Below are 25,529 nucleotides of genomic sequence, written 5' to 3'. Positions count from 1 at the left end.
CAATAAAAAAACGGTTGAAATCTCTCTTACGAGAGACTCCAACCGTGTCTTCTAGGTCAAACGAATAAAATCAATCATGGATCGAACCTCGATCGGTCCCGGATTTGATATCACATCATTAGACTGCATTCCCTCTCTGGACGTAAAGTGCACCTTCACCGGAATGCCAGGAATCAAGTCGAAGAAGTTATCTGAGAAGACACCCTCCACATCCGAAGATAGCCATACCTGTTTAGCAAGCACATCACTTTCCAGTACCAGATGAACGCCGTTCTCATCCGCTCCCCCGCTTACATTGATGTTTGCAGGCTGCAGAGCAAGGTCTTTGGACGGTACAAAATAGTGTTCCTGTACAATATTCGCCGCACCTTCCTGTTTCAGATCCAGGCGCAGCAGCGTGTTAGCTGTATCATGACCTTCAAGCCATTCCGCGTTACGTAATGACAGCACTTGATCTCCTGTATTAGATGCCAAGGTCACGTCATGTGTTTCATTACGATGCACCGTTCCATCGAACCCGAGCAAACGAATCTGTAACTGCCCTATTACAGGTTGTAATTGATCCGAAATGATATATATATCGGTTGTATCTTCTTTTGTTCCATCTACCGATACCAACACATCGCTGAAGCTGCGTTTCGCATAATATTGCAATGCTTTCCAGCGACCAAGGTAGTCCATACCTGCCCATGAAGCCACCGGCCAGCAATCATTCATTTGCCAGTAAAGTGTGCCCATGCAGAATGGTTTGCGGCGACGATGTGCCTCGATCGCTGTCTTCATCGCTTCGGCCTGAAGCACCTGGCTCATATACAGGAACGATGGGAAGTCCTTCGATTCATGCATGTACATATCCATGTACTGTTTGATCAGACGATTACCAGCGCCATTCTTCTGATGTGCAAGCATGACTTCCGATTCCAGAGCAAGATCCTCTTCTTCCGCGTAAGTGCGTACTGACTTGTACTCCGGGAAAGACTGGAATCCGTATTCACTCATGAAACGACCCACATGCACGTTATAGTTCTCGAATGGTTCTACATTGTGCCACACGCCCCAGTAGTGGATATCACCTTCGGCTGTGGACGGGTGCGCATGCTGCGTCTCATCCCCTGTCAGTGATACCAGTGGTGAGGAAGGCCAGTAATCCACACCTGGCGAATACGCTTCAACGACTTCTGGCAGCAGATCATGGAAGATGGCTTCGTAATCGGCCCAGATGCTTTCACGCTGCTCGGCAGTATATTCCTTTTTCCAACCCCAGCCACCATTCTCAACATAGTGAGCCCAAGCCGAATCAATCTCGTTGTTCCCACACCAGAGTGCAATACTTGGATGGTTGCGTAGACGTTTCACATTATCAATGGCTTCATGTCTTACACTGTTCAGGAACGCTTCATCTCCTGGATACATGCTGCATGCAAACATGAAGTCTTGCCATACCAGGATTCCGTATTCATCACACAGTTCGTAGAACACATCCTGCTCATAGATTCCGCCACCCCACACACGCAGCATATTCATATTGGACTCGGCTGCGGATACGATCTCATGACGATAACGTTCATGAGTAATTTCAGTGATGAAGCTATCATTCGGAATGTGATTGGCCCCTTTGGCAAAGACCGCAACACCATTTAGTTCAAAGTAAAAGGATGCTCCTGCTTCATCTTTGTCACGTACCAGCCGAATGGAACGAAGCCCAGTCTTCACTGTAGATTCAGCCACAGCTCGCTCACCTTGAAGCACTTCGGTAAGGAAGTTGTACATATGCGGATCACCAAGTCCACGGCTCCACCACAGTTTCGGTTCATCCATGGAGATTGGAATCTCCACAGTCTGAGTTCCGGGTTGTAGTGATACGGATCTTTCCCATCTCTGTCCATCTGCGCCGATACGAATAATCGTATCTACCGCTTGTGATGTCTCGACTTCCACAACAGCAGTTAATGAAGCTGAGGTAGCGCTTACTTTATTTTGCTGGATATACACATCATTGATTCGTACCTGTGTCCAACCTTCAAGACGTGCTTCACGCCAGATCCCACTGGTTACAAAACGCGGTCCCCAGTCCCAACCATAGTGATACGGGGCTTTACGTGCAAAAATACTTACTCTCTTGTCGCCAAGTCCGCCAACATCGGACTGATCATTCGATGCTGGTAATGCATATCCGAGCTTCTCCAGCTTCGGCAGATCTTCCTGAATTGGTGACCGAAAACGTATTCGGAGAATGTTGCCTTTCCCCTTCAATACAGACTTTACATCTGCCTTCCATACTCGGAACATATTATCTGCTGATAACACATGCATCTCATTCACATACACATCCGCATATGTATCCAGACCATCAAACACCAGTTCCAGATGTTCCTGCGAGAACAACGTTTCGGCAACGTCAAATTCCGTCTGATATTCCCAATCTATCTTATCAATCCATTGTACTTCCTTCTCGTTTGTTCCATAAAAAGGATCTGGAATCTTGCCCAGCTTCAGCAAATCTGTATGCACACAGCCGGGCACCTGAGCCGGCATCCACTCTTGATCTTCGCAAGCCTTGAACGTCCAATTCTGAAAAACATGTGATTGTATTGTGCTCATGACAGCCTCCATTGTTGTTAGAGTTGGTAAACATTATTTTGTTAGGTTTTGTTATTATAAAAACAAATAACTTACAAAACAAAATTAACACGATTTACTTCTTATAGTCAATCTGTTTTGTAATTTAATTTGTTAAATGGTTTCTGCATAACAAAAAGACATGAAGCTCCAACCTCTCCATGTCTTTCACCTGATTTCATTTACACGTATGTTCATTGTTAGAATAGTTCATCAACTTTATATCACATTACTCTATACTGGCGTTATATTCATCACGAATAATTAATTCCGAATAGATCAGCTTGCGTTCATAAGGTTCATCCAGATGTTTGATCCGCCACAACAGCTGATCTACTGCTCTTGTTCCCAGATTCTCTTTGTTAATATGTACCGAAGCAAGAATGGGTTCATCCGTCTGCGTATTGTCAAATCCGGTTACAGCACAGCGTTCAGGCACCTGAATGTCTCGACTTTGGAGTGCCTGAATGACAATGACAGCTGTATGGTCATTTGCACACACGAATACTTCAGGGATATCCTCCAGCTCCATTTCAGCAATGGATCTCCGGATCTCATCATACTCTGGTCCCAGCAATCCTTCTTGCTGTTCCCCCTCCAACTGCTTCTCTTCCAGCACCGTACGATATCCAAGCCAGCGTTCTCTAAAACTTGCCGCATCGGGCAGTTGCCCGGCAAACTGGAACTTTCTATACCCTTTTCCAACGAGCATCAGAACCAGTTCTTTCATACACTTCATATTGTCCGTAAAAACCGAGTCAGCGTATATGGCAGGGTCTTCATGATCCACCATGACAAGCGGAATACGCAGCCTGTAAATCTCAAGCAATACCGATGTCGAGATGGTGCCCACGGTAATGACTCCGCTGATTGCGTCGGGATTAAGGACCGAGAACATCCGATCTGAAGAGGGTTCTGTCAGCGTTAGAATATCCATTCCCTTCTCATTCAGCCTCTCAGAAATGCCATCAAACACAGGCCCCCAGTATAAGGAAGCTCGATTCTGAGAACGAATGTTGGGAAACAAAATCAATATGGTGCCTTGTCGCTCCGCTTCCGGCTTCATCCCCGTTGATATCTGTGTCTCCCCCGGATAACGCTTAGGCTCAGTTCTGAAATACCCAAGCTGCCCCGCCGTTCTGACAATCATCTCGCGTGTATGCTCACTCACACCAGGCTTGCCTGTCAGCGCACGGGAGACTGCGAATTTGGACACCCCTGCAGCATCCGCAATTTGCTGCATCGTTACTCTTTTGGCCATCCTACTCACCCGTATTTCCTAATTTTCCATTCAGTGTAGCATAAAAAACAAAAATCAACAAAACAAGGTTATGTTATTCCCGTTTTTGTTAGGTAGCTGTTTACCTGTTTCACAAGGTGTATGACATAACCAAAAAGGCCCTCTCCCCACCTTCATAGAAGATGACGAAAGGACCCTTTGTCCTCCAATTATACACTTGGTGCTCCCTGATCGCCGAGTTCCGACTGTAAAACCGGGCGTTTTCTGCGCCAGAAGATAGGCTGTGGAAGTTTGATCTCTGTGATCAGAACACCGGCCAACATCAAAGCTGCTCCTGCATACCCTTGCAACGTTAGCGACTCTCCTTGAAAGGTAAATGCAAAGGCCGCTGCAAATAGTGGTTCGAGTGAAAAAATCAGACTTGTTCTTGTAGGAGAGGCATGACGCTGCGCGAGTGTCTGCAGAATATACCCCAAGCCACTACACAAAACACCTAACCCGAGAATGGCTGCCCAGGATTCAGCCGTATCGGGCATACGTGGCGTCTCCAGCATAAATGTAGCTGCAATTCCCCACACCGCCGCAACACCCAATTGAACTGTCCCTAATGTTAATGGATCATGCTTCGGTGTGAACTTGCCAGCAATCATGATATAGATGGCATACACAAGTGCTGCTAGTATGCAGAGAATATCTCCCGTGTGCAGACTAAGCTGATGTTGAAGCGTCAGCAAGCCAAGACCGGTAACTGCAAGCAGGATACTGAGCGTCAATCGTTTATCTGGCATACGACGATGCTGGATCGTCGTCAGGATCGGTACAAAAATAACGGCCAAACTTATTAGGAATCCCGCTTGAGATGTCGTGGTTCGTTGCACACCATAGGTGATGAATACAAATGCAGCGAATAAAGCTGTCCCCATAATAGCGCCTGCCACAAGTGTTCTGCGATCCATGTTAAACAACCGCCGATGAAAAAGAAGTCCTGCGGCAATAAAGGCAATTCCAAAACGAAATGCGACCAGATTCAATTCTTGCATGGACTCCAGACCCGATTTCATAAACAGATAGGAAGATCCCCATATAACCGTTGCGAGCAGCATCTGTATGTCCGCTCTTCTTGTTGTCTGACCTTGATTAACCTGTACACCATTCATCTTGCTTCAACCTTCATTCTATGTATTCTGATCTGTGTGATCGTGCGTCAAACTAACTCGCCTTGGCAAGTATAAACGATCTCTTTGCATTATAAAAATGAATATTTATAATGGATTATATGAAACAAATTCATGCATCAGAAATGGGAAGGAACGGAACCATTCATGTCACTGATCAAATACGAAATATTAAATACCGTTGTGGAATATGGCAGTCTCACCAAAGCAGCTGAAGCTCTGAATATCACCCAATCCGCAGTCAGCCATGCCATCGCAAGTCTTGAGACAGAATGTGGTTTTTCACTGCTCCATCGCGGCCGCTCCGGTGTACGGGTTACCGCTGAAGGGGAACGCATTCTGGGATACACCCGTGAGATTCTGCGCTGGACGGAACTGATGAACCAGGAAATCTCCCTCATTCGCGGAGCGGAGATTGGTACGGTGCGTATTGGTACCTTCGCAAGTGTCTCCACACAATGGTTGCCCGGCATCCTGAAACAATTTCGCCTGCGTCATCCCGGAATTGAGATCAAACTGTGGGAGGGCGATTATGCTGAGATTGAGGGCTGGCTAGCTGGAGGTGCCATTGATCTCGGATTTCTGTCCCTCGGTGATTCATCACCTTTTGAGACGATCCCATTACAAAAAGACAGGATGATGTGTATCCTGCCTCTGGATCATCCTCTCGCCTCAGAGGAGTCTGTTTCGTTTGATATTCTGCTGGAGCAACCCTTTATTCTGCCCAAGTGGGGCGGAGATAACGAGATTGAACGACTGATCCGGCAGCATGCAGCCAAGCTTAATGTCGTCTATGAAGTTGCAGAGGATCAAGCCATCATGGCGATGGTCCGGAATGGTCTCGGAATCAGTTTGCTGCCGGAAATGGTACTTCAAAATCATAATGATTCACTCGCGCTCGTGCCACTCACTGGAGATCCTTATCGTACGATTGGCATGGCCTGCCCATCTTTGGGTAATCTATCGCCCGCTACGCGACGTTTTATAGAAGAGGTGCAACAGTGGCTCGGCCAGGCTATGTAAGTAAATGTGGAGAATCACTACCTTTTTCTGTATGATCCTTTTCTCCTATCCGATACTCACAAATTGGATAACACCAAGAGTCAGCAGCAGTACAGATATAATCGCAATCGTGATGCCAAAACCAATCAGGAAGCGTACGCCAGGTGAGCGTTTGTTCCGTTGGTTGCCTCCCAGGTTATCCAGCTTTTGCTCAATCTGATCCAATCTTTCATTTACCTGTTTCAGTTCTTGATTGGAGTTCATTCATACATCCCCTTTTCTGTGTATTCGATCTATTCCCACACCCGATCGAGCTGATCTGCGTAGTAACGGATTGCTCTGTTATAGTCATTGATTCTCTTGTCACTTGATGTGTCCGCAAGTTGCACGAGCAGTCTTTGCATCGCTTCTGCATGTTCACCCAGATTGTAGAGCACCATGGCATAGAAAACTTCAAATTCCCGGTACGCCGGGAATTCTTTCATGCCCGTTTCAAACCAAACCTTCGCCTGCTTATACTGTCCAAGCGTTCGATATGTACTGCCTAGTCCAAGTATTGCACCTGCTCTGTCCTCGCCAGAAAGTCCAAGACTTAGTGCCTTCTCATAATGCGGGACAGCCTCCCGCTCTAACCCAAGCGAATCATGTGCCCAAGCGAGCTGATACCAGACATTGGCATTCTCGGGTTCCTGGACTGTAATCTCTTGCAGTAGTTCAATCGCTTCCTGCACCTTGCCTTCTTGTCTCCATCGTACGGCCTGTTCCAAATTACTCATGCTGTCACTTCCCATCTTGCAATATAATTTCCACATATATGATTCAATTGTTTTATTATACCAAAAAAGCACCCCAGAGAATATGTTGTAACAACTTAAGGTTGTCCAAACGCTATTCCATCGTGTGCTTTTTCATTCGATGCAGCTTGTTATAAAAAATGGACTAAAGCATATTTCCACTGGACACTTCGATGACAGAACGGTGAAATCTCTCTGAAAATGATCTGTTCATCGTCTAATTAAGACCATACCGTATTTGCTACCATGACAATAAATACGAGCATGAGATAATTAACCGAGATCAGAAAGTTTACTTTTGCCCACTTCTCATCATCCTGTGTCTTCAGTCCGCTAAGTGTATGCACGAACCAGATCAGTCCACCGACCAGAGATACAATCAGAAATACCAGACCTACGTAGTTGTAATAATACAACAGAAATACAGCAGGAAGCAGCAGAAAAACATAAGGAATCATCTGAAACTTTGTGCGTTTCACCCCTTTAACCACTGGCAACAACGGGAAGCCCGCAGCGCGATACTCCTCTACCCGGCGAATACCCAATGACCAGAAGTGTGGTGGCTGCCACAAGAATAATAGTGCAAACAGCAACCAGGCACCTGCATCAATCTCATTGGTTACAGCCGTATAACCGATGACAGGCGGCATCGCTCCCGCAATTCCACCCAGCGACGTGCTCCACGTCGAACTGCGTTTCAACCACATCGTGTAAATCACGATGTAAGCGAACCACCCAAGCAGTGCCATCCAGCCTGATAACGGATTCACCAGGAGATACAGTACTGCTAGTCCCACAACACCCAGGATAATGCCATAGCCAAGTACAAACCCTGGCTTCAGATGGTTGATGTAATCCATCCTTTTTTTGGTGCGCTCCATCTTTTGGTCCAATTCACGATCCCAATAATTGTTGATTACACAAGCTGAAGCAATAACCAAAGTTGATCCAATCACGACCATGAGCAGAGATAACCAGTTGATATCCCATTTTGAAGCTACCCAGAATCCTACCGCCACCGCAAACACATTTAACCTTAGTAGTCCGGGCTTAGTTAATGCAATCATGTCTTTAAGCATGAGGCTCCTCCTGAACTATGTAAAAACGCCATTCCAATAATGATACATGTACCTACCATTAATTACAATCGCTTTCATGAATTTGTCATAACCAAAAAGCATCCCTCACCGTTCCAATGAACAGGAGGAATGCTTGAATGATGAATTTCATCTTATTTTATGGGATGTATTGTTGCACAATTTTAGTCACTTTTCCATCCTGCACCGTCAGATGATACGGGAATACGGACAGATCAAGAATACGGGTATTCTCATACAACGATTCGAACTTGGATAATGTCACGGGTTCGTTCCACTGAATGTCTACGCCCTGCATCGTACCATCCCGATCATACAACTGCATCAACACTTCAGCATTGGCACTAACCTCAACTTGTTCCTGCTCTTTGCTGTCATTGACAATATAGTAACCATCTGGAGCACCGTCTATACCTGCTTCTGGATTACGCTGTGCAAAAATTGCATCGGCTTCTTCACCCTGATACCAGCCAATCTTGTCCACTGTCATAAACAATTTGCCGTCTTCTATATGCATACCTTCAACATAGGCTGTAAACATCTCGGAGTTTGCAACTTGAGCTTCTTTCGCAGAAGGTTGTTGAGCATCCGTACTACCTTGAGCATTCGCAGGGGTAAGTAAATATGTAGTCAGCACAATCATACCAAGTAAAGCAACAACTGCACCGATCATTCGTAGTTTCCATTGTTTTGTCGCGTTCTTCATAGGTAACATCTCTCCTTAATATGAACGTTATTATTCCTTAACCGGAAGTCTTGCTTCTCAAACGTTCATGTGAACTATTAATTCCAACGTTCTTTCTTTTCCTATCATACTTAGAACAGGGATTATAAAAGTATCAGCCAGATTAAAAATAGTTACAATGCGCGTCATTACTTCTGTCTATAGTCTCCGTAAACAGCAAAGAACCAATGAAGGCATCGCCATTCAGAGGTTCTTTACTAGGGTGTGTCTTTTAAACTCAGGCAAGTGATACGTTGAAGGATGTCTGTGTCCAAAACATCTTGAAGTCCAAGCTGCCTCGTCCTGACGAATGGTCCAGACAACTAAGGAGCCGAGGACGTCTTTTTTGCTCTTCTGGCGCTCCTTTTATTTTGAAAGGAACATGAGACACGTTATTTGCCAAAATTCCCTGAAACACGAAATTAATGGCCGTTTATACCAATATAGCGCGTCTCAGATTCCTTAGTTTGCTGCGGGACTTTCAAACCCTTGAATAAGACGTCACAGGTTCCCGCATAGATGTTAATCTTAATGATTGGGTGTGGAGCTTTGTGCCAAACGAACGAGCATATGAGCGAGCATGTGACGTTCATCTTCCTTGCCGACATTCCACAGCTCCTGAAGCAGTTTTTCTTCACGATTCCGGGGTTCCTCCCGAGCTGCCAGATAATCCGCTACTTTCTCGGCAATTTTGGCCATCTGCTCCTCACTTAGTCCAATCGATTCTCCCATGGCAATTCGCTTACCCAGGTATTCTTTGAATGCATCAAAGTTCTGTAGAATCTGTTCTCTTTCTTCCGGCGCAATCTTCTCGATTGCATTGTCCACCTTGTCCGTTGAAACCTGGCCATCTTTATGGATTACATGATTTTCTTCATTCATTTGAATAACCTCCTGCATAATAGTTGTTTATTGGTTTGGAGCTTTAAACTTAATACTCACTGGTTATCTATAATATAAACGTATTGCAGAACTTTAATCAGTACGTTCAATTCTGTATATCTTCTATATATGAGCAAGTACACGTTTCAAAAGAACTACAGCGGTTAATCGTTTACATATACGTAACGGTGTTTGGATATGTTAATGAACACCTTATACAATATCGAACCAGGAGGGATTTCCCATGCGTGATAAAACAAAACATGAGAAGACAAACGATGAACTTGAACCAGGAGTAAATACCGTTATCCATCCAGACAAAAATAATCCCGGACCAACCGATATGATCGAAGGCGTGGTTGGTGATATCGTGGACAACATTCGCAAAGATTTCTCACATGACTCGAAGGACAAGAGTTCTTCTTCCAAGTCAACGGCTTCATCAGACAAACAAGCGTAATGCTTTTCTGCCTAGCAAAAGATAACTCAAAAAATCCTCCTGCCATACGCATGGCTTGGGAGGACTTTTTGGTAATAATTGAATAATCAGCCTCTTATCCAGAGGTACATTTCAACGTGAATCCTTTGTCATTTGCTGTAACGCCTTATGAATCCAGATCGCGGCAATGGAACCTTCACCCATCGCAACAGTTGCTTGCTCTGCGTGCAGGCCCAGATCCCCGGCAATCCATACATTAGTCGCTGCCTGCAAGCTGCGTGGATCAGCTTCTACATGTTTGTTATCTGCGATTACAGCTCCAAGCTGCTCCGCCAGTTCATAGTGTACACGATTGCCTCCAAATGCGATAAATCCACGCTCCGACTCAAAGATCTGTCCATCTTCGGTCAGAACACCGGTGATATGACCATCCTCAATCTGTTGCACTTCCTGGACAGCCGCTTCCAGATAACGCACTCCCGCCTCTTTCATGCTGCGATGCAGCTCTGCAGATATGGGGGCCTGCTCATGATTAATATATAACAGATCATTCGTACGCTGAATTAAAATCATTGCCATATTGGCACCTGCTTCACCAGATCCCAACAGTACCGTACGTTGATCCTGAATCTCATAACCATCGCAATCAGGGCAGACATACACGGTTCGGCCCAGCGTAGGGGTTAGTCCCGGAATGTCCGGAACTCTATCCGTGAGCCCCGTTGCCAATAACACGGTTTTGCTCCTATATTCAGTTCCTGAAGTACCGAACAATTGGATCTTCTCTCCATGACGTCCTGCTTTAACAATACGATCTTTCTCAAAAGATACACCGGTCCGCTCTGCCTGCATCCTGCCTCGTTCTCTAAGCTCTTCACCGGATACCCCATCGGGGAAACCGAGGATATTATGATAAGTCCGGCACAACGTCGATCTGCCTTCTCCCGCGTCGATTACCAACACCTGATGAGCTGAATAACGTCCAAGCTGAATGGCTGCCTGAAGCCCTGCGAGCCCTCCACCTACTATTATGCAATCAACCTCTCGCATGCTCCTTCTCCTCCTGAACTATATACATTGAACTAAAGAATATTTACACTGGTCACTCCGATGACAGAACAACCTTCCGATCGCTGTTATCCCCAGATTTTTTTAATACCTTCTACAAAGGGTAAATCCGGGGATAAGCGTATGCTTTCGATGCAGCTTTCTTTCAGAAAGCTTTTAGGCGCACGCTTCGCTTCTTCAGATTCGTTCTGTCCTCTCCGTTTTGTGTAAATGTTTAGCTCAATATATATATATTTTGTCCTTCTATACATTAAACCGTTCAGCAAAGCTTAAACGATTCCTCTTATTCCTTATCTTATACCAAAATAAACAGGCCCAAACCATCCGTAGGAATCACGGTGAGTTTGGGCCTATAAGATTTATGATTACTTAGAAGTTATACGATTCAAATCGCGAAGCATTTGAAATGGCGTTCCATACATCGGCTGTTTCGCCGCCCATATACCAGTAAGCCAGTCCAGCAATTTGCCGTTGCTCACTCATTAACACTTTGGCTGATAAAGAACGACTATCCTCTGCCCATATATATCTTGGCATACCGTTACTGTTGTACCCAATAATATATTGAACCAGAGTTGCATCCCATCGTCTTACAGATCCCGTAGCATGCGCACGCATTCCCTGCTCTGCCAGTGTAATGTCCCAAGAACTGGTTGCTGGATTAACGGAAGACCAGTCCCGTGTATATAACGGAAGGGCCAAAATTGTTTTGGCACGTACCACCTCGGAGAGCATGGTATCCAAAGCTTTTTCCACCCATGGAAGAGAGGCCACAGACCCTGCTTTTGGATCACCATTCCAGTGTTCCTCATATCCCATCAGCACCATATAATCCGATACAGCGCCCAGCTTGGCATAATCAAATGCATCCGTCCAATCTGTACCCAGGTCTGGCGATACATCCACGGAGACAACTGCACCCAGTGCGTGCAACGTTGCCGTCAACGAGGTGACAAATGCCGTTAATCCTTCACGATCCACAGGATCGACATTCTCGAAGTCCACGTTAATGCCGTCCAGTTTATAGGTTTTGACATAAGCGGCTACCTGTGAGATCACTGCCGCTCGGTTGGCCGAACTGGATAACATCTGATGCGTAAGTGCCGAATCGGAACGATTCCCAAGTAATGGCCATAGCTGCCTGTCGGTGGCGGATGCCCAGGAAATCAATGCAGGGTCTGCGTGATCAGTTACTTTCATACTGCTGTTCAGGAAAAACCAGCGCGGGACAAGCGTATTCACTTCAGACTGTTCCACTTGCTTCTTGAACTCAGCTGTAGTGGAGTTATATTGCCAGCCCAGCTGAACGCCAAGTTCGTCCCCACGTTGTAACTGCTCAGACCATGTTTTCTTTTGTAAAATGGCATCAAGCATGACGGCTGCTTCTTCCCGCGTTACCTGGTCATGTGGTCGGAACACGCCTCCGCTTCCCCGCATTAGTCCAAGTTGATATACTGTCTGCACATAAGGACGTGCCCAGTCCGAGATATCCGCTGCGTCAAAATACGTTGAAGATAAGAGTGATGTCTCTACGGGTTGTTGTTTTAACATCCGCACAAGAAGGGCAGCCGCTTCTTCACGCGTAATGGAAGCATTAGGCTGGAAAGTTCCCTGACCCTTACCCTCCAAAATAAAAAGATTCGTCATGGCAGCAACGTTGCCGTAATACCAAGCATTCATGCTTATATCCTGATAGGGATTTATATTATTTTTAACGGGCTTCAAACCTAGCAATCTAACCGCAAACGTCGCAAACTCTGCACGAGTAACGGCTTTCTTCGGTTCAAACGTAGTCTCTGACGTACCGGCAGCAATACCTTTGGCCACCAGATGTGTAATGGCATCCTTAGCGTAACTGGTGTGCGTATCCTGAAACTGTTGCTGCACGCTTGCAGCCTGAACGGTAGAGCCGTATCCAGCCACCGATCCAAGTGTTAATAACCCGCATAAAGCTATTTTCCATATCCGTTGGTTTGTTATGTCTTTTAATCTATTATTCACATCAAAAAGCCTCGCTTCATTGGATTACGATCAACTATCATCGTATCAAATTAAAGCGAGGCCGTATGTGGTTAAATGTTGGGAAATGCGAAGCTTACTTGTGTACTTTTACGCGCTCTTCAATGGGTTGGAATTCTTTCTCACCCGGTGCTGCCGTTGGTTTACCAAATGGCATCTGAGCGATCAATCTCCAGTTCTCAGGAATGCTCCATTCTTGCTTCACTTTCTCATCAATCAACGGGTTGTAGTGCTGCAAAGATGCACCCAGACCTTCTTGTTCCAGAGCAGTCCAGATTACCAGTTGCAACATGCCGTTGGATTGGTTAGCCCAGATTGGGAAGTTATCTGCATAAGCTGCAAAATTTTGTTGAAGCTGTGCGATCGCATTGTTATCTTCGAAGAAGAGAACCGTACCATATCCGCTGCGGAATCCAGTCATTTTCTCTGCTGTGGATTTGAAGGCTTCTTCATTGCCTACCACTTCACGCAAAATTTCTTCTGTGTGATTCCACAATTTATCATGTTGTTCACCGAGCAATACAACGGCACGGGATGTTTGTGAGTTAAAGGAAGTTGGTGTATATTTCACCGCTTCTTCTACGATTTCCTGGATTTTAGCATCCGAAATTGTAGATTCCTTGCTGATCCCATAATAAGATCTTCTGTTTTTCAACGCATCAAAAAAAGTTGTCATTCTTAATCGCCTCCCAATTTTTTTCAATTGCCAACACAGTAACTATAATATAGTAACATACATTAGTCAACAAACTAATTTATTTTCACTAAATATACATTCACCGAAAACAATTCAACAAGTTTGCCCAATACAGCAATTGAAATTATCCTTCGCCCGTCTTTTTACGATAATCCGCCCGGTATTTCTCTTCAGTAGACGAGTTGCTTTTTGTCTGGTCTTTATTCTTCTCTTCCTGAGCCTCCATATTCAGATCTTCCATCGGAATTGGATCTACAGTCTGTTCTTCTTCATATCTGTCAAGCAGACTTTCGTGCTCTGTCTTATATTGTTCAGGATTGTCACGGGATTGCTCCTGATGGGTATCGCTGTTATTCTGATCCGGTGTGCGCTGTTTCATTCATATTCGCCTCCTCTAGGTTCATTACCTTTCTTTACCTGTTCTGCGTGTCCTCTAAACACAGTGGTATGCATTCCTCAAACGAAAATCAACAAAAAAAGCCAACCAGACAAGCTGGTCAGCTCAAACAAGACTTCTATGATTGGCGATGCAATTGGGTACGGTACAGATCAGGCGAACATCCCACACTTTGTTTGAACATCCGACTAAAATGCGAAAGGCGTTTGAAACCGGACAATCGACTTGCTTCTGTCACGGTGATCTCAGGCTGAAACTGAAACAAAAGCTTCGCCTGATTGATACGGCGGTCATACAGATATTTGAATATCGTCAAACCTGTCATTTCCTTAAACATGCCTGCCAGATATGGCTTGGACAGATGTAATTCCAGTGCCAAATCATCCAGACCAATGTCCTTCATATAATGGGTATCCACATAACGAATAATGTGTTGGACATGCCGCTCTCTCTCCGATGAGGGAAGTTGTTCCTGGACATCACCCTGGCAGATCTCTGCTACAAAATACAACAGATCACACAGTCTGACATTCATTCGCTCTTGCCTGAAATTGCTCTGACTTTGAGACAGACGATGAAGATCATGCAATAGAGCTTCGAATTCAAAGCAGCTATCTCCCTTCAGATTGACCCGGCAATTTCTGAGTTCTTCAAATGGCCTCAAGACCTCAGCCATACGGTCTGGATGCAGGCTGCTGCGGATTGCAGACGGATCAAAATGCAGTGTGCTTCGCTCATAAGCACTGCCTGGTTTCGGATGTGGTCGATGAAGAGTCAAGCCATGCATCAGCACCAGATCACCCGGCTCCAGGTTATATACCCGGTCCCCTATGATGTAAGTACATTCTCCATCATGAAAATAATAAATCTCATAATGTGGATGTGAATGGAATCCATCTGACTTGCCTGGGTTAAACGTGCTAGTGGATCGGTAACTATACTCCAGTGAAGCACTAAATTGCATCATGCTCGGCACATTCATGCACCTCCTGTTCGGAAGAGGGAAACGATTTGTGTCATGCCCCTGTAGGATATATGAAAGTGAAATTATAGAAGCTGTTTAATACTCTCTTGAATCTCGTCGATGGAGTCGATAGGTTCGAAGCGTCTGACCACACGACCCTCTGCATCAATCAGGAATTTCGTGAAATTCCATTTGATTGCATCGCCGTGTAACCATTCTGGTGCCTTCTCAGCCATCATTAATTTCAATAATTTGGCCTGTATATCTGTTTCATCAAAGCCAGCAAAAGGCCCTGATCTTTTCAAAAAGTCGTAGAGCGGGTGCGCCGCTTCTCCATTCACATCCAGTTTGGAGAACATCGGAAATTTCACACCATAGTTAATCTGACAAAAGGATTCCGCTTCCGAACTGCTTCCAGGCTCTTGCTCTGCAAACTGGTTACACGGGAAACCAATAATCTGAAGCCCTTGATCCTTGTACTGGTCATACAGCTTCTGCATGTCATCAAACTGGTGCGTATATTTACATTTACTTGCCGTGTTTACGATGAGCACAGGTTTTCCTTCATATTGATAGAGCGGGAAACGCTCTCCACTGGTTCTGGTTACGGTAAAGTCGTAGATGGTTGGCATAAGTCTAGTGCACCTCGCGATAGTTATGTAGTCATACAGCATCATATGTCATTGTTAATTATATACGAAGTTTGAACTATTGTATCGCGCAAGATAAGTTACTCTCCCTCACCACAGAAAACCCTTCTGCCACGAAAATCTCTTCGTTCAGCAAAAGGGTTATTATATGGGATCACAGTGACAGCAGATTCAGCCTTTCACGGCACTTCCGGCTACGCCCTGAATGATATAATGCTGACCCACGAGGAAAACGATGATCATCGGGATAATGCCTGCCGTTGCAGCGGCCATCATGCCGTTGTAATCCACATTATTCTCCAGAATAAAATTCTGCAGTCCGAGCGGCACGGTGTATAGGTCTTTGTCGATGAGGAACACAAGCGCATTTTCATAGTCATTCCAGTGCCAGGAGAAGTCAATGATCGCCAGTGTAGCCAACGCTGGCTTTGCCAAGGGCAGAATCAGCCTGAAGAATATACGCAAGTGTCCAGCACCGTCGATGAACGCCGCTTCCGAGATTTCCGAAGGCACCGAGAGGAAGAATTGCCGCAGCATAAACACCCCAAAGATTGTGAACATCCCAGGCAGGATCAATGCCCAATGCGTATTATATATGCCGACCCATTCAAACATCAGGAACTTCGGTACAAAGAGTACCTGCGGTGGCACCATCATCATTGAGAGATAGATCAGGAACAATGTCTCCCGACCTTTGAATTGAATCCGTGCGAAGCCATAGGCTGCAAAAGCCGAGAGAAATACAGCTCCGATCGTGCTAATTAGCGATATTTTCAACGAGTTCAGATAATATGTCGCAAAAGTATCCGCCCCGCTCCAGACCTTAATATGATGCTCCCAGTTCAGGCTGGAGGGTATCCACTGGATGGGATAGGTGAATACGTCCGCCGGAGATTTGAACGACGTGCTGATCATCCAGATGAACGGCATAATCATCAGCAGGGCAAACCCGGACATCAGAAGTGTCAGTATGATTTTTCGAATCTGGCTCAAGGACTCCATGCGGACTTTAACTTTAGGTGAATGTGGAGCTGTAGGCTTTGCATTCGCGGCAATTTGTTTCTCCATAACGATCCCTCCTCTCCTAGTAGTGAACCCAACGTTTCTGACCAAGCCACTGCAATACAGTGAAGACCATAATGATGGCAAAGAGTGCCCAGCTAATGGCAGCAGCGTAGCCCATCTCGTAGTAGCGGAAGGCATTCTGGTAGATAAACAGCGACAGGACGGTTGTGCTGTTCCCCGGCCCACCCTGGGTAATCGCTTGAATGATACCAAAGTTTTTGATGGTCATAATCAGTCCCGTAATTAGCAGTAAAAAGGTCGTTGGGCTCACAAGCGGCCAGATCACTTGGCGTATCGTCTGCCAGGGACGGGCTCCATCTATCCGTGCAGCCTCAACCAGTTCCTCCGGGATTTCCTGCAAAGCGGCCAGATAAATAATCATGTTGTAACCCAACATGAACCAGATCCAGATGATATCAATCGCATACATGGACCATTCGGTTGTTGATAACCAGCCGGGTGGATTCGTAATACCGATTCCCCGCAAGAAGCCATTAATGGGCCCCGATGTTGGCTGGAACAGCAGCATCCAGACAAAAGCGATGGCAACGCCGCTGGTGATATAGGGCATGAAATAGAGAGCACGCAGCGTTTTTTGCCAATACACCGACTTGTTCAGCGCCACCGCCACGATAAAAGCCAACCCCATTGATACCGGAACCGCTAACAGAAATACAAATGTATTTCGCAGCGCCACGCCAAACAGATCATCATTCAACATCCGGCGGATATTGTCCAGCCCGACGAAATTCGTCTCCGGGCTCATGAATTTGTAATCAGTGAACATGAGATAGAACGAATAGACAGCCGGTATAATAAAAAACACCAGCACACCAATCATATTGGGCCCAATAAACAGATACCCGAGTCTGCTCTGCCGTTTCATCCAGGATTTATGCATATGCTCCCCCACTCCTTAACATCTGTTCTGGAATTAAGCATAACAAGATGTCCTCTAACATTTAAGGAACATAACCCTGTACCTGATATCACAGATATATGTATTTCGGCAGTGCCTTTCGGGAGGGAAACAACATGGAATTGTTCTATTACTTATATAGAAAAAACCGCCCCATTGGGGACGGCCTTTGGACTTAATGCTTTTGCAATCTATTGATTCTGCTTCAGCCAATCATTATGGCGTTTGACCATGTTCTGTACCGTAACTTCGGCAGTCTGGTTACCAAGGAAGAATTTTTCATACTCCTGTGCACGCAGATCAACCACCTCTTGCGCAATGCTGCGGACAAACGTAGGTGTCTCGTCACCATACAACACAAATTCCAGTGACTCCTTGTCATAAGAATCAGCATAATCACCAAGCAAATGATCAATGGCAGTCTGCTGATCGACCGCATTGGAGGAAGGCAAACGTCCACCCGCAGCCATCGGCATCATTCCCCCATCGGCGTACCATTTCAGGAACTCCCATGCGGCTTCTTTATTTTTCGACTTGGAATTGATCGCAATAAAGTCACCCAGTCCTCCACTCTTCACCATATCCGCTTCCTCTGCAGCCAGTCTCGGTACAGGGGCAAAGGCGATTTTCCAATCCCGAGGGAACTCAGTCATATTGTTGGATGTACGGATCAGCCATTCGCCGATATTAATCATGGCAGACTCACCGCCAAGGAACATGTTTTCCACCGGCATTTTGGAAGTCAGCTGCTCCCCGAGTGGAGGCGTGGTTGCATCCTCCTTCATCATCCCGTTCAACGTCTCCAGCCATTTGGTAACGAGTGGATCATCGAGGTTGGAAGAACCGTCTGCCTTAACATAACCGTTCTTCACCAGAACGGAATCGAGCGGGTCTACATAGGAAGCGGTATGCTGCACCAATCCGTACTTGAAGCCAGCTGTCTTCAGTTTGAGTGCATATTCACGGGCTTCATCCCATGTCCAAGCTTTCGGTACACTCAGTCCGGCCTGATCAAGCGCTTTCATATTTAAAGCGAAGAAGGCAGCGTTTTTCTTGGTTGGCATCCCGTAATATTTACCGTCCACTTTCCAGGAAGCCGCATCTTCACCCATTTTCTCATCAATGTTGTAGTCGGTGAACTCGCCCAGATCCAGCGCTGTCCCGCCCTTGATGCGTTTATCCAGATTTGTAAGGGTATAGTTGACATACAGGTCAACGTTCTGCCCGGTGGACAGCGCCGTATCCAGCTTCAGGTTGCCATCATCGTCATTCACAAACCGCACATATTCCACCTGAATATCAGGATGCTCCGCATTCCAGGTATCCACCACTTCCTGTGGACCATTCTCAGGCGGCACCGCGCCCCACATGGTGAGCTTCACTTTTCCCTCTGCCGCTCCACCTCCGTTATCTCCACCGTTCGTCTCATTTTTACCTACACAGCCGGCAAGTAATCCCAGCATCAGCGCGCCTACGATTAACCCCGTTAATCCTTTTTTGATTTTCATCTGGTCACATGACCTCCCTGAATTGAAGTGTACCTTCCGTTACATCGTAGCAGGGACCTTGCTGGGTTCATAAGATACATATCCATGATTCGGATTGAACAAAAATGCGGATTTACTTGTGCTTGCCTGAGCACTCGGTACACATATTCCTTCTACTCATCCTGTGAGTCACGAACGATGGCGATACTGGCTGGGCGTGCAACCGGTCCAACGCTTGAATATTTTGATGAAATAATTATCACTTCCGAACCCTACCCGGTAACCAATCTCCTGTACAGGAAGGTCCGTCTCACGCAAGTATTCAGCCGCTTTCTCCATCCGTACCCCATGCAGGTAATGAATCAGGGTATGACCGGTTTTCTTTTTGAACAGAGCACTCACATAATTCTCGCCCATCATCACATATCGTGACATGGATTTGACGGTAATGTCCTGGTCGTAATGCTGTCCGATATACTGAATTATTTTGCTAATCTCCGGATGCTTCACAATCGGCTCACGAACAGGTGTAAATGGAAGATCCGTATCAGACGGGGGCGCAGAAGAGACCGTAAGAGAATTAGGCAAATCAGGCGTTGATGGGAGAACCGGTGTGGAAGGTGGCACTTCATGATGATCTGTCTCTGTCCGGGCTTCAGTTGAAGCTCCCAGTTCTGCACTTACTTTACGGAGTGTATCACGCAGTGAATTCACACTCATGGACAGTTTCAAAATATAATTGGATGCCCCGTATTCCATTGCCCGGCGTACATATTCGAACTCCCCCATACAGGTGAGCATGACAAATTTGGTTTTTAACCCGGCCTGACGGGTCTGTTTAAGTAATTCCAGACCATCCATACCTGGCATGACAATATCGGTCAGTACCAGATCCGGTGTATCCTGTATGATCATCGCCAGCGCTTCGGTCCCATTACCGGATTCTCCGATGACCGTGAAGCCCAGCTCTTCCCAGGAAATAATCTCTCGCACCGACTCACGTACAAATACCTCATCTTCTACAAGTAATACTTTCCACATGCCAGATTCCCCTCTCCAGTCGGCTAGTCAGATCGCTTCTGTACGTACGGCGTCGACAATAAAAAAGGAATGCTGAACCTCACTAATGTCCCCGGCTTGGTATCAATCACTTCGAGTTCACTTTGGCCTTTGAACAATAATCGCAATCGTTCCTTAAGGTTAGACAGGCCGATCCCCAGACGTGTGCGAGTCATCTGCTGACGCCGGGATTCCTCCATTCCAATTCCGTTGTCTGCCACCTCCAGCATCAGCTTTCCTGTGTCTTGCCTGTAAATTCCGATGCGGATCTGACCAAGTTGTTCCAGTGGCCCGACACCGTGATGAATGGCATTCTCCACCAGTGGCTGCAAGCTCAGCTTGGGCACGAGCGCATACTCCAATTTATCGTCAAATTCACAAGTCACCTCAAAGCTATCGCGGTAACGAATCCGCTGAATATGAAGGTAGGCTTGAACCAACTCAATCTCGTCCTTCAAGTATACCAATTCGACCTGTGAATTCAGGCTGACTTCCAGTAATTTGCCCAAGGAAACACACATCTCGGAGATCTCTTCATTCCCGCTGCGGATCGCGCTCCATTTCATTGTATTCAATGTATTCAGGAGAAAGTGCGGATTCATCTGGGCCAGAAGCATATGAAAATGTACCGCTTCCTTTTGACGTTCCTCCGCCTTGAGTCTGTTGATCATCTGATTAGCATCATCCAGCATCGTATTAAACGTGCGTGTCAATTCCAATACTTCCCCACGGCTGCGGCCTTCGGGAATACGAATCTTGAGGTTTTTGCGGACAACCTCCTTCATCTTGTTCTGTAAGTGCGACAAGGGGCGCGTAAACGTTGCCGAGATCATAAAAGCCATCACTACAAATGCTCCTGTGAAACCAAAAAAGGTCAGAAAGTAACGTTGTTTAAGCTCGGATATCTCTGTAAACAGGATGGAAAGTGGAATGCGATTCACCATATACCAGTCCAGTGATTCGATGTACACGTAGTTAATCAGCGTATCCGAGGCTGGATCGGTCAGGTAAGCCTGTGCCGGATGAAGAGCTATTTCACGCGTAACCTCCGGGGAGAGCACCGCTGTTTTGGATGAACTGGTGATGGTCTCTCCACTACCTGTAATAAGGTAATACTCCTGGTTACTCTGTGAATCCTTCAACATGGTCTGGAACCAGTAGGAATAATCAATGCTAATTCGTGCCAGCCCGTATCGCTTGCCGCCGCTATCTTTCATGTAAGCATACAGCGACAACAGATATGGGCTGGAAGATAACTCTCTAAGCACAGGGTTGGAATCCCGTGCATCCCAGCGATAGAAGAGTTCTTCCGGTTGAAGCGAGTGTGAATCCGCACCGCCTTTTGGAATGGTTATTTTCCCCAGACGCTCACGGAATTGTTCCAGATAGGGGCCATACGTCAGTGCTTTTTTGGGCAAATACGAAGTGTAAACGCTATCATGAAAATCCAGCAAGGTAAAGTACACCGAAGGATTATATAGGAAGAAACTGTTGTTGATCATCTTGAACTTTTCTTCTACCAGCGACTTGTTCTCAAGCGGCGTACGACTGCCCGGGGAGGTTAGCACATTTCTTACCGCGGAATCCTGTTCCAGAAAAATAAGCGTTTTGAAGGCAATGCTCATCTGGTCCTCCAGAGAGCGATACATCTGGACTAGCTGCTCATGACTCTGCTCACTGATTTTCTGCTCGACCAGGGATTCAATTTGCTGATAATTGTAGACATTCAATGCACTGAACGGCAAAAGAATCAACACCACAAATGCACCGAACAGGCGGTATCTGAGCCGCTGTGGTAACCAACTCTTCCAATTTGGCTTCTTCATTCCTTAGTGCTCGCTCCCCTACAATTAATGACCCCATTATAGCACCTGCCTGCCATTTACAGCCGGAGTCGAATGATTTGCATGGATTTGTGATATTCGCTGCCTGCATCCATGTGAACTACACAGATATGTTCTATTGGTGTAAGCAAGAAATGAATGAGTGAATGGATGGAAGGCTGGATGGACGAGACCCTTACCTCATACTTGATGTCGTTTCCGATACTCTGAGGGACTGATTCCTATGGTGGACGAAAATACACGGCTCAGATAAAATCCGTTCTCATATCCACATCTCTCAGCGATCTGCGTGAGAGTCAGACGGCTATCTGCCAGCAAAGCTTTTGCTTTTTTGAGACGAATCGCTTTCAGATAATCGGATGGTGTCTCTTGAAAGGCCTCCCGGAACCTTCGGGTGAGCTGGACTGGACTCAAAGCCAACTGTTCGGCCAACGTTCGAAGACTGACCGCCTCTCCCGCCCATTCCTCCAACAATACTGCCGCTTCAGCCATGAGGCCATCCTCCGTGAACTTCGTTTCCATTAGCCTGCTCTGTCTGCGCTCCCATTGATATAGCCGCCACAAATCCAACATCAAGTGGGTTTTCCATCCTGTTGTAGCATCATCGTTGTCCTCACTCGCCTGACGCAGGTAGGCATATGTTGAAGCCAGACGCTTTGTATCATTAATGAGGGATTTTCCGATTGGCGGCAGGAGACGCTCATCCTCTGCGGAGTTACAACGGAACAGCATATAGTGAAACGTCAGCGGGGTTACCGTCTCTCTGCGAAAAGGAACGTGGGGCGGACATAACACCAGATCAGCAAAACCCGCCTCTCCGCTCTGTCCATCAATCTCGTAACGAAATACACCCTCTTCAACGGCAAAGACCACCCAAGCGTCGTAGATATCTTCTGTCAGAGCAAATTCAGCTTTCTTCTTCCAGTAGATGTGATTAAGGAGGTCCATGACACACCTGCCTTTGTTATGAAATAAAGTATATGCTCGATGATAATATAGTGTATTTGAAAAGTAAATATATAGAACTAATATGAAATTATAGATATGAAATATGAAATCTGAGCTTAGGCTCATCCATATTCAATGAGAGAGGTGTTCACATGAAGCACGAACTCGTTAAACCGGATATCACCGTCATCGGGGGCGGGCTTGCTGGCGTATGCGCTGCCATATCTGCTGCCCGGCTGGGCCAACATGTCGCTCTGGTACAGAATCGTCCTGTACTCGGTGGCAATTCCAGCAGTGAAGTACGCGTGTGGGTCTGCGGCGCTACCGCCCACGGAATTAACCGCTATGCCCGCGAGACGGGCATCATGGGGGAACTATTTGTAGAGAATCAGTATCGTAATCCAGAGGGCAATCCTTATCTCTGGGACTTGATCATTCTGGAGGCCGTTCGGGCTGAATCCAACATCAGCCTGTACCTGAACACGGATGTACATGAAGTCGAGGCCACTGGGGATGGAGATGAACGCATGATCACCTCCGTTACCGGGTGGATGATGGGATCTGAGCGCAAAATCCGATTCGAAAGTCAGATCTATCTGGACTGTACGGGCGATGGATTGGTTGGCTTTCTGGCAGGTGCCAAGTTTGCACTCGGCCGGGAAGCCCGCAGCGAATATGGCGAAGAGTGGGCACCAGAGGTAGCTGATCAGATCACGCTGGGCAGTACACTTCTCTTTTATACCAAGGATGCTGGTGCGCCTGTCCGTTATATCCCGCCTTCTTTTGCCAAGGATATTACACAGACCAGCATTCCGATTCGCCGGGTCATTCGCAGCGGGGATTCCGGTTGTCATTACTGGTGGATTGAATGGGGCGGTGAACATGACACCGTTCATGACAATGAGCTGATCCGTGATGAACTGTGGTCCGTGATCTACGGGATCTGGGACTATATCAAGAATTCCGGCAAGTTTGATGCCGACCATATGACGCTAGAGTGGATTGGTTCTCTGCCTGGCAAAAGGGAGTACCGCCGCTTCACGGGTGACTATGTGCTCACCCAGAACGATATTATCAGCCAGCGGGAGTTCCCGGATGCCGTTGCCTTTGGCGGCTGGTCCATTGACCTGCATCCTCCGCAGGGCATGTATGCCGAAGCGAGCGGCTCGAAGCATATGCATGCCGATGGCGTGTATCACGTGCCGTTCCGCTCGTTGTATTCCGCAAATGTGCGGAATATGCTCATGGCCGGACGCGACATCAGTGCATCACATGTCGCCTTCGGCACAACGCGCGTCATGGCAACATGCGCGGTCATCGGCGAAGCCGCGGGTACGGGCGCAGCGCTCTGCGCGGCCATGGGGGTATCGCCGCGCGAGCTGCACGCGAGGCATCTGGCGGTGCTGCAGCAGACGTTGCTGCGGCAGGACGCTTCCATCATTGGGGTGCGCAGCCACGATGAGCTGGATCTGGCCCGGCGTGCCAAGGTTACAGCCTCCAGCACGCTGACGGGCATCGCTCTGGAGCAGCCTGGCGAGACGTACCCACTGGGTACGGATGTTGCACTGCTGCTGCCTGTGCATCCAATGCTCAGCGGCCTGGAGCTGCTGCTGGATGCATCCAGCGATACCGCATTGACGGTAGAGCTGTGGGATACGAGGCGTAAGGAGAACTACGTCCCGCATTTGTTACAAGTTACGGCGACTGTTAACGTTACAACAGGAACTGCGCAGTGGGTGAAGCTGCCGCTCGAATGGCGACCGGAAGAACCGCAGAATGCTTTTATTATCATCCGCTCCAACAAAGCCGTCTCACTCTACCATTCGACAGAAGCACACAGCGGCGTGCTGATCTTCTTCAAAACAGAAGAAAACCACGTGTCCAAAAATCTGGAGGACCACGCCACAGATCAGCCTGTCGTATTATGGTCCATGCAAGGGTTGGCGCGTCAGCCCTTCTGCTGTCGTACCCTCTCTGAGACCACGGCCTATACAGCGGACAACACGATCAACGGTTACCATCGCCCCTTTGGTGGTCCGCAGCAGTGGATGTCACAGCCGATGCAGTCTGGCAAGCCAGAATGGGTACAACTGACATGGGAAGAGCCACAAACCTTGGCTGAGTTGCACTTGACGTTTAATGATGATGTGAACGAGGATCTGGTTAATTTACATCACCATCACACCACATTCCGCGTCATGCCTGAACTTGTACGCGATTATCGAGTGGAAGTATTGAATCCGTCTGATGAGTGGATCGAGATTATAAACGTATCGGAAAACCGCAGAAGAAAAGTCATCCATTCCTTGGATACACCTGTGTATGTGCAAGCGCTTAGAGTAATCATTGATGCTACTAATGGCAGCAGGTATGCGGAATTGATCGAGATTCGGACTTACGGGCAAGCTACACGGTAGAGGACTCTGAGCGTATTCATTTT

At 46.9% G+C, this 25,529-nt stretch carries 23 protein-coding genes; 3 read left to right on the top strand and 20 right to left on the bottom strand.

Going from position 1 to position 25,529, the window contains the following annotated elements:
• Window positions 1–51 precede the first annotated feature (51 nt).
• The 3 genes from NST33_RS12070 to NST33_RS12060 form a co-directional block, all read right to left on the bottom strand.
• Window positions 52–2,601, bottom strand: a complete 2,550-nt coding sequence (locus tag NST33_RS12070; protein WP_339307991.1) for a glycoside hydrolase family 2 protein — start codon at window positions 2,599–2,601, stop codon at window positions 52–54.
• 247 nt (window positions 2,602–2,848) lie between these two features.
• Entirely contained in the window at window positions 2,849–3,880 is a 1,032-nt protein-coding gene (locus NST33_RS12065; protein ID WP_221825045.1) for a LacI family DNA-binding transcriptional regulator, read from the bottom strand.
• A 188-nt stretch (window positions 3,881–4,068) separates the two neighbouring features.
• Complete coding sequence (locus NST33_RS12060) at window positions 4,069–5,016, bottom strand: DMT family transporter (RefSeq protein WP_339307988.1); 948 nt, start codon at window positions 5,014–5,016, stop codon at window positions 4,069–4,071.
• A 165-nt stretch (window positions 5,017–5,181) separates the two neighbouring features.
• Between NST33_RS12060 and NST33_RS12055 the strand changes: the two genes are divergently transcribed.
• A complete protein-coding gene (locus NST33_RS12055; RefSeq protein WP_221825050.1) occupies window positions 5,182–6,057 on the top strand; it encodes a LysR family transcriptional regulator in 876 nt (291 codons plus the stop codon).
• A gap of 45 nt (window positions 6,058–6,102) precedes the next feature.
• Here NST33_RS12055 and NST33_RS12050 read toward each other — a convergent pair whose 3' ends face one another.
• From NST33_RS12050 to NST33_RS12030, 5 genes are all read right to left on the bottom strand, one after another.
• Complete coding sequence (locus NST33_RS12050; RefSeq protein WP_221825053.1) at window positions 6,103–6,300, bottom strand: hypothetical protein; 198 nt, start codon at window positions 6,298–6,300, stop codon at window positions 6,103–6,105.
• Window positions 6,301–6,329: 29 nt separating this feature from the next.
• Window positions 6,330–6,812: a tetratricopeptide repeat protein gene (locus NST33_RS12045; RefSeq protein WP_339184364.1), complete on the bottom strand. Its 483-nt coding sequence runs from the start codon at window positions 6,810–6,812 to the stop codon at window positions 6,330–6,332.
• Between the two features lie 239 nt (window positions 6,813–7,051).
• Entirely contained in the window at window positions 7,052–7,909 is an 858-nt protein-coding gene (gene cyoE / locus NST33_RS12040) for a heme o synthase (protein WP_339184361.1), read from the bottom strand.
• 157 nt (window positions 7,910–8,066) lie between these two features.
• On the bottom strand, window positions 8,067–8,633 hold the full coding sequence (locus tag NST33_RS12035; RefSeq protein WP_221825058.1) for a hypothetical protein: 567 nt from the start codon (window positions 8,631–8,633) through the stop codon (window positions 8,067–8,069).
• Between the two features lie 546 nt (window positions 8,634–9,179).
• Complete coding sequence (locus tag NST33_RS12030; RefSeq protein WP_036609024.1) at window positions 9,180–9,533, bottom strand: DUF3243 domain-containing protein; 354 nt, start codon at window positions 9,531–9,533, stop codon at window positions 9,180–9,182.
• Between the two features lie 244 nt (window positions 9,534–9,777).
• Here NST33_RS12030 and NST33_RS12025 point away from each other — a divergent pair, with 244 nt between their 5' ends.
• On the top strand, window positions 9,778–9,993 hold the full coding sequence (locus tag NST33_RS12025; protein WP_221825060.1) for a hypothetical protein: 216 nt from the start codon (window positions 9,778–9,780) through the stop codon (window positions 9,991–9,993).
• A 111-nt stretch (window positions 9,994–10,104) separates the two neighbouring features.
• On the opposite strand, the gene NST33_RS12020 is transcribed toward NST33_RS12025, so the two are convergent.
• From NST33_RS12020 to NST33_RS11965, 12 genes are all read right to left on the bottom strand, one after another.
• Window positions 10,105–11,022, bottom strand: a complete 918-nt coding sequence (locus NST33_RS12020) for an NAD(P)/FAD-dependent oxidoreductase (protein WP_221825063.1) — start codon at window positions 11,020–11,022, stop codon at window positions 10,105–10,107.
• Window positions 11,023–11,409: 387 nt separating this feature from the next.
• Complete coding sequence (locus NST33_RS12015) at window positions 11,410–13,041, bottom strand: S-layer homology domain-containing protein (RefSeq protein ID WP_339307984.1); 1,632 nt, start codon at window positions 13,039–13,041, stop codon at window positions 11,410–11,412.
• 94 nt (window positions 13,042–13,135) lie between these two features.
• The gene (locus NST33_RS12010; RefSeq protein ID WP_074094703.1) at window positions 13,136–13,735 is read right to left on the bottom strand and encodes a nitroreductase family protein; all 600 of its coding nucleotides are present in this window, start codon (window positions 13,733–13,735) and stop codon (window positions 13,136–13,138) included.
• Window positions 13,736–13,880: 145 nt separating this feature from the next.
• A complete protein-coding gene (locus NST33_RS12005; protein WP_221825065.1) occupies window positions 13,881–14,135 on the bottom strand; it encodes a hypothetical protein in 255 nt (84 codons plus the stop codon).
• Between the two features lie 136 nt (window positions 14,136–14,271).
• The gene (locus tag NST33_RS12000) at window positions 14,272–15,135 is read right to left on the bottom strand and encodes an AraC family transcriptional regulator (RefSeq protein WP_339307982.1); all 864 of its coding nucleotides are present in this window, start codon (window positions 15,133–15,135) and stop codon (window positions 14,272–14,274) included.
• Window positions 15,136–15,200: 65 nt separating this feature from the next.
• Window positions 15,201–15,749: a glutathione peroxidase gene (locus tag NST33_RS11995; protein WP_339307980.1), complete on the bottom strand. Its 549-nt coding sequence runs from the start codon at window positions 15,747–15,749 to the stop codon at window positions 15,201–15,203.
• 189 nt (window positions 15,750–15,938) lie between these two features.
• Entirely contained in the window at window positions 15,939–16,769 is an 831-nt protein-coding gene (locus tag NST33_RS11990) for a carbohydrate ABC transporter permease (protein ID WP_036671041.1), read from the bottom strand.
• A gap of 82 nt (window positions 16,770–16,851) precedes the next feature.
• The gene (locus NST33_RS11985; protein WP_221825068.1) at window positions 16,852–17,733 is read right to left on the bottom strand and encodes a sugar ABC transporter permease; all 882 of its coding nucleotides are present in this window, start codon (window positions 17,731–17,733) and stop codon (window positions 16,852–16,854) included.
• A 209-nt stretch (window positions 17,734–17,942) separates the two neighbouring features.
• Window positions 17,943–19,259: an ABC transporter substrate-binding protein gene (locus tag NST33_RS11980; RefSeq protein WP_339184350.1), complete on the bottom strand. Its 1,317-nt coding sequence runs from the start codon at window positions 19,257–19,259 to the stop codon at window positions 17,943–17,945.
• A 168-nt stretch (window positions 19,260–19,427) separates the two neighbouring features.
• Complete coding sequence (locus NST33_RS11975) at window positions 19,428–20,279, bottom strand: helix-turn-helix domain-containing protein (protein ID WP_221825073.1); 852 nt, start codon at window positions 20,277–20,279, stop codon at window positions 19,428–19,430.
• A 23-nt stretch (window positions 20,280–20,302) separates the two neighbouring features.
• Window positions 20,303–22,123, bottom strand: coding sequence for a histidine kinase (locus NST33_RS11970; RefSeq protein WP_221825075.1), 1,821 nt, complete (start codon window positions 22,121–22,123; stop codon window positions 20,303–20,305).
• Window positions 22,124–22,321: 198 nt separating this feature from the next.
• The gene (locus tag NST33_RS11965; protein WP_221825077.1) at window positions 22,322–23,089 is read right to left on the bottom strand and encodes an AraC family transcriptional regulator; all 768 of its coding nucleotides are present in this window, start codon (window positions 23,087–23,089) and stop codon (window positions 22,322–22,324) included.
• Between the two features lie 152 nt (window positions 23,090–23,241).
• Here NST33_RS11965 and NST33_RS11960 point away from each other — a divergent pair, with 152 nt between their 5' ends.
• Window positions 23,242–25,506: an FAD-dependent oxidoreductase gene (locus tag NST33_RS11960; protein WP_339307976.1), complete on the top strand. Its 2,265-nt coding sequence runs from the start codon at window positions 23,242–23,244 to the stop codon at window positions 25,504–25,506.
• Window positions 25,507–25,529: the final 23 nt, after the last annotated feature.

The sequence above is a fragment of the Paenibacillus sp. FSL L8-0435 genome, assembly GCF_037965655.1.
GTDB lineage: Bacteria > Bacillota > Bacilli > Paenibacillales > Paenibacillaceae > Paenibacillus.
The sequence above is the reverse complement of the archived record's forward strand: the minus strand, read 5'-3'. Positions and strand labels throughout refer to the sequence as shown.

Coding starts and splice junctions, on each gene's coding strand:
- NST33_RS12070 (WP_339307991.1), bottom strand. CDS start 2,601: ATGAGCACAATACAATCACATGTTTTTCAGAATTGGACGTTCAAGGCT.
- NST33_RS12065 (WP_221825045.1), bottom strand. CDS start 3,880: ATGGCCAAAAGAGTAACGATGCAGCAAATTGCGGATGCTGCAGGGGTG.
- NST33_RS12060 (WP_339307988.1), bottom strand. CDS start 5,016: ATGAATGGTGTACAGGTTAATCAAGGTCAGACAACAAGAAGAGCGGAC.
- NST33_RS12055 (WP_221825050.1), top strand. CDS start 5,182: ATGTCACTGATCAAATACGAAATATTAAATACCGTTGTGGAATATGGC.
- NST33_RS12050 (WP_221825053.1), bottom strand. CDS start 6,300: ATGAACTCCAATCAAGAACTGAAACAGGTAAATGAAAGATTGGATCAG.
- NST33_RS12045 (WP_339184364.1), bottom strand. CDS start 6,812: ATGAGTAATTTGGAACAGGCCGTACGATGGAGACAAGAAGGCAAGGTG.
- cyoE (WP_339184361.1), bottom strand. CDS start 7,909: ATGCTTAAAGACATGATTGCATTAACTAAGCCCGGACTACTAAGGTTA.
- NST33_RS12035 (WP_221825058.1), bottom strand. CDS start 8,633: ATGAAGAACGCGACAAAACAATGGAAACTACGAATGATCGGTGCAGTT.
- NST33_RS12030 (WP_036609024.1), bottom strand. CDS start 9,533: ATGAATGAAGAAAATCATGTAATCCATAAAGATGGCCAGGTTTCAACG.
- NST33_RS12025 (WP_221825060.1), top strand. CDS start 9,778: ATGCGTGATAAAACAAAACATGAGAAGACAAACGATGAACTTGAACCA.
- NST33_RS12020 (WP_221825063.1), bottom strand. CDS start 11,022: ATGCGAGAGGTTGATTGCATAATAGTAGGTGGAGGGCTCGCAGGGCTT.
- NST33_RS12010 (WP_074094703.1), bottom strand. CDS start 13,735: ATGACAACTTTTTTTGATGCGTTGAAAAACAGAAGATCTTATTATGGG.
- NST33_RS12005 (WP_221825065.1), bottom strand. CDS start 14,135: ATGAAACAGCGCACACCGGATCAGAATAACAGCGATACCCATCAGGAG.
- NST33_RS12000 (WP_339307982.1), bottom strand. CDS start 15,135: ATGAATGTGCCGAGCATGATGCAATTTAGTGCTTCACTGGAGTATAGT.
- NST33_RS11995 (WP_339307980.1), bottom strand. CDS start 15,749: ATGCCAACCATCTACGACTTTACCGTAACCAGAACCAGTGGAGAGCGT.
- NST33_RS11990 (WP_036671041.1), bottom strand. CDS start 16,769: ATGGAGTCCTTGAGCCAGATTCGAAAAATCATACTGACACTTCTGATG.
- NST33_RS11985 (WP_221825068.1), bottom strand. CDS start 17,733: ATGCATAAATCCTGGATGAAACGGCAGAGCAGACTCGGGTATCTGTTT.
- NST33_RS11980 (WP_339184350.1), bottom strand. CDS start 19,259: ATGAAAATCAAAAAAGGATTAACGGGGTTAATCGTAGGCGCGCTGATG.
- NST33_RS11975 (WP_221825073.1), bottom strand. CDS start 20,279: ATGTGGAAAGTATTACTTGTAGAAGATGAGGTATTTGTACGTGAGTCG.
- NST33_RS11970 (WP_221825075.1), bottom strand. CDS start 22,123: ATGAAGAAGCCAAATTGGAAGAGTTGGTTACCACAGCGGCTCAGATAC.
- NST33_RS11965 (WP_221825077.1), bottom strand. CDS start 23,089: ATGGACCTCCTTAATCACATCTACTGGAAGAAGAAAGCTGAATTTGCT.
- NST33_RS11960 (WP_339307976.1), top strand. CDS start 23,242: ATGAAGCACGAACTCGTTAAACCGGATATCACCGTCATCGGGGGCGGG.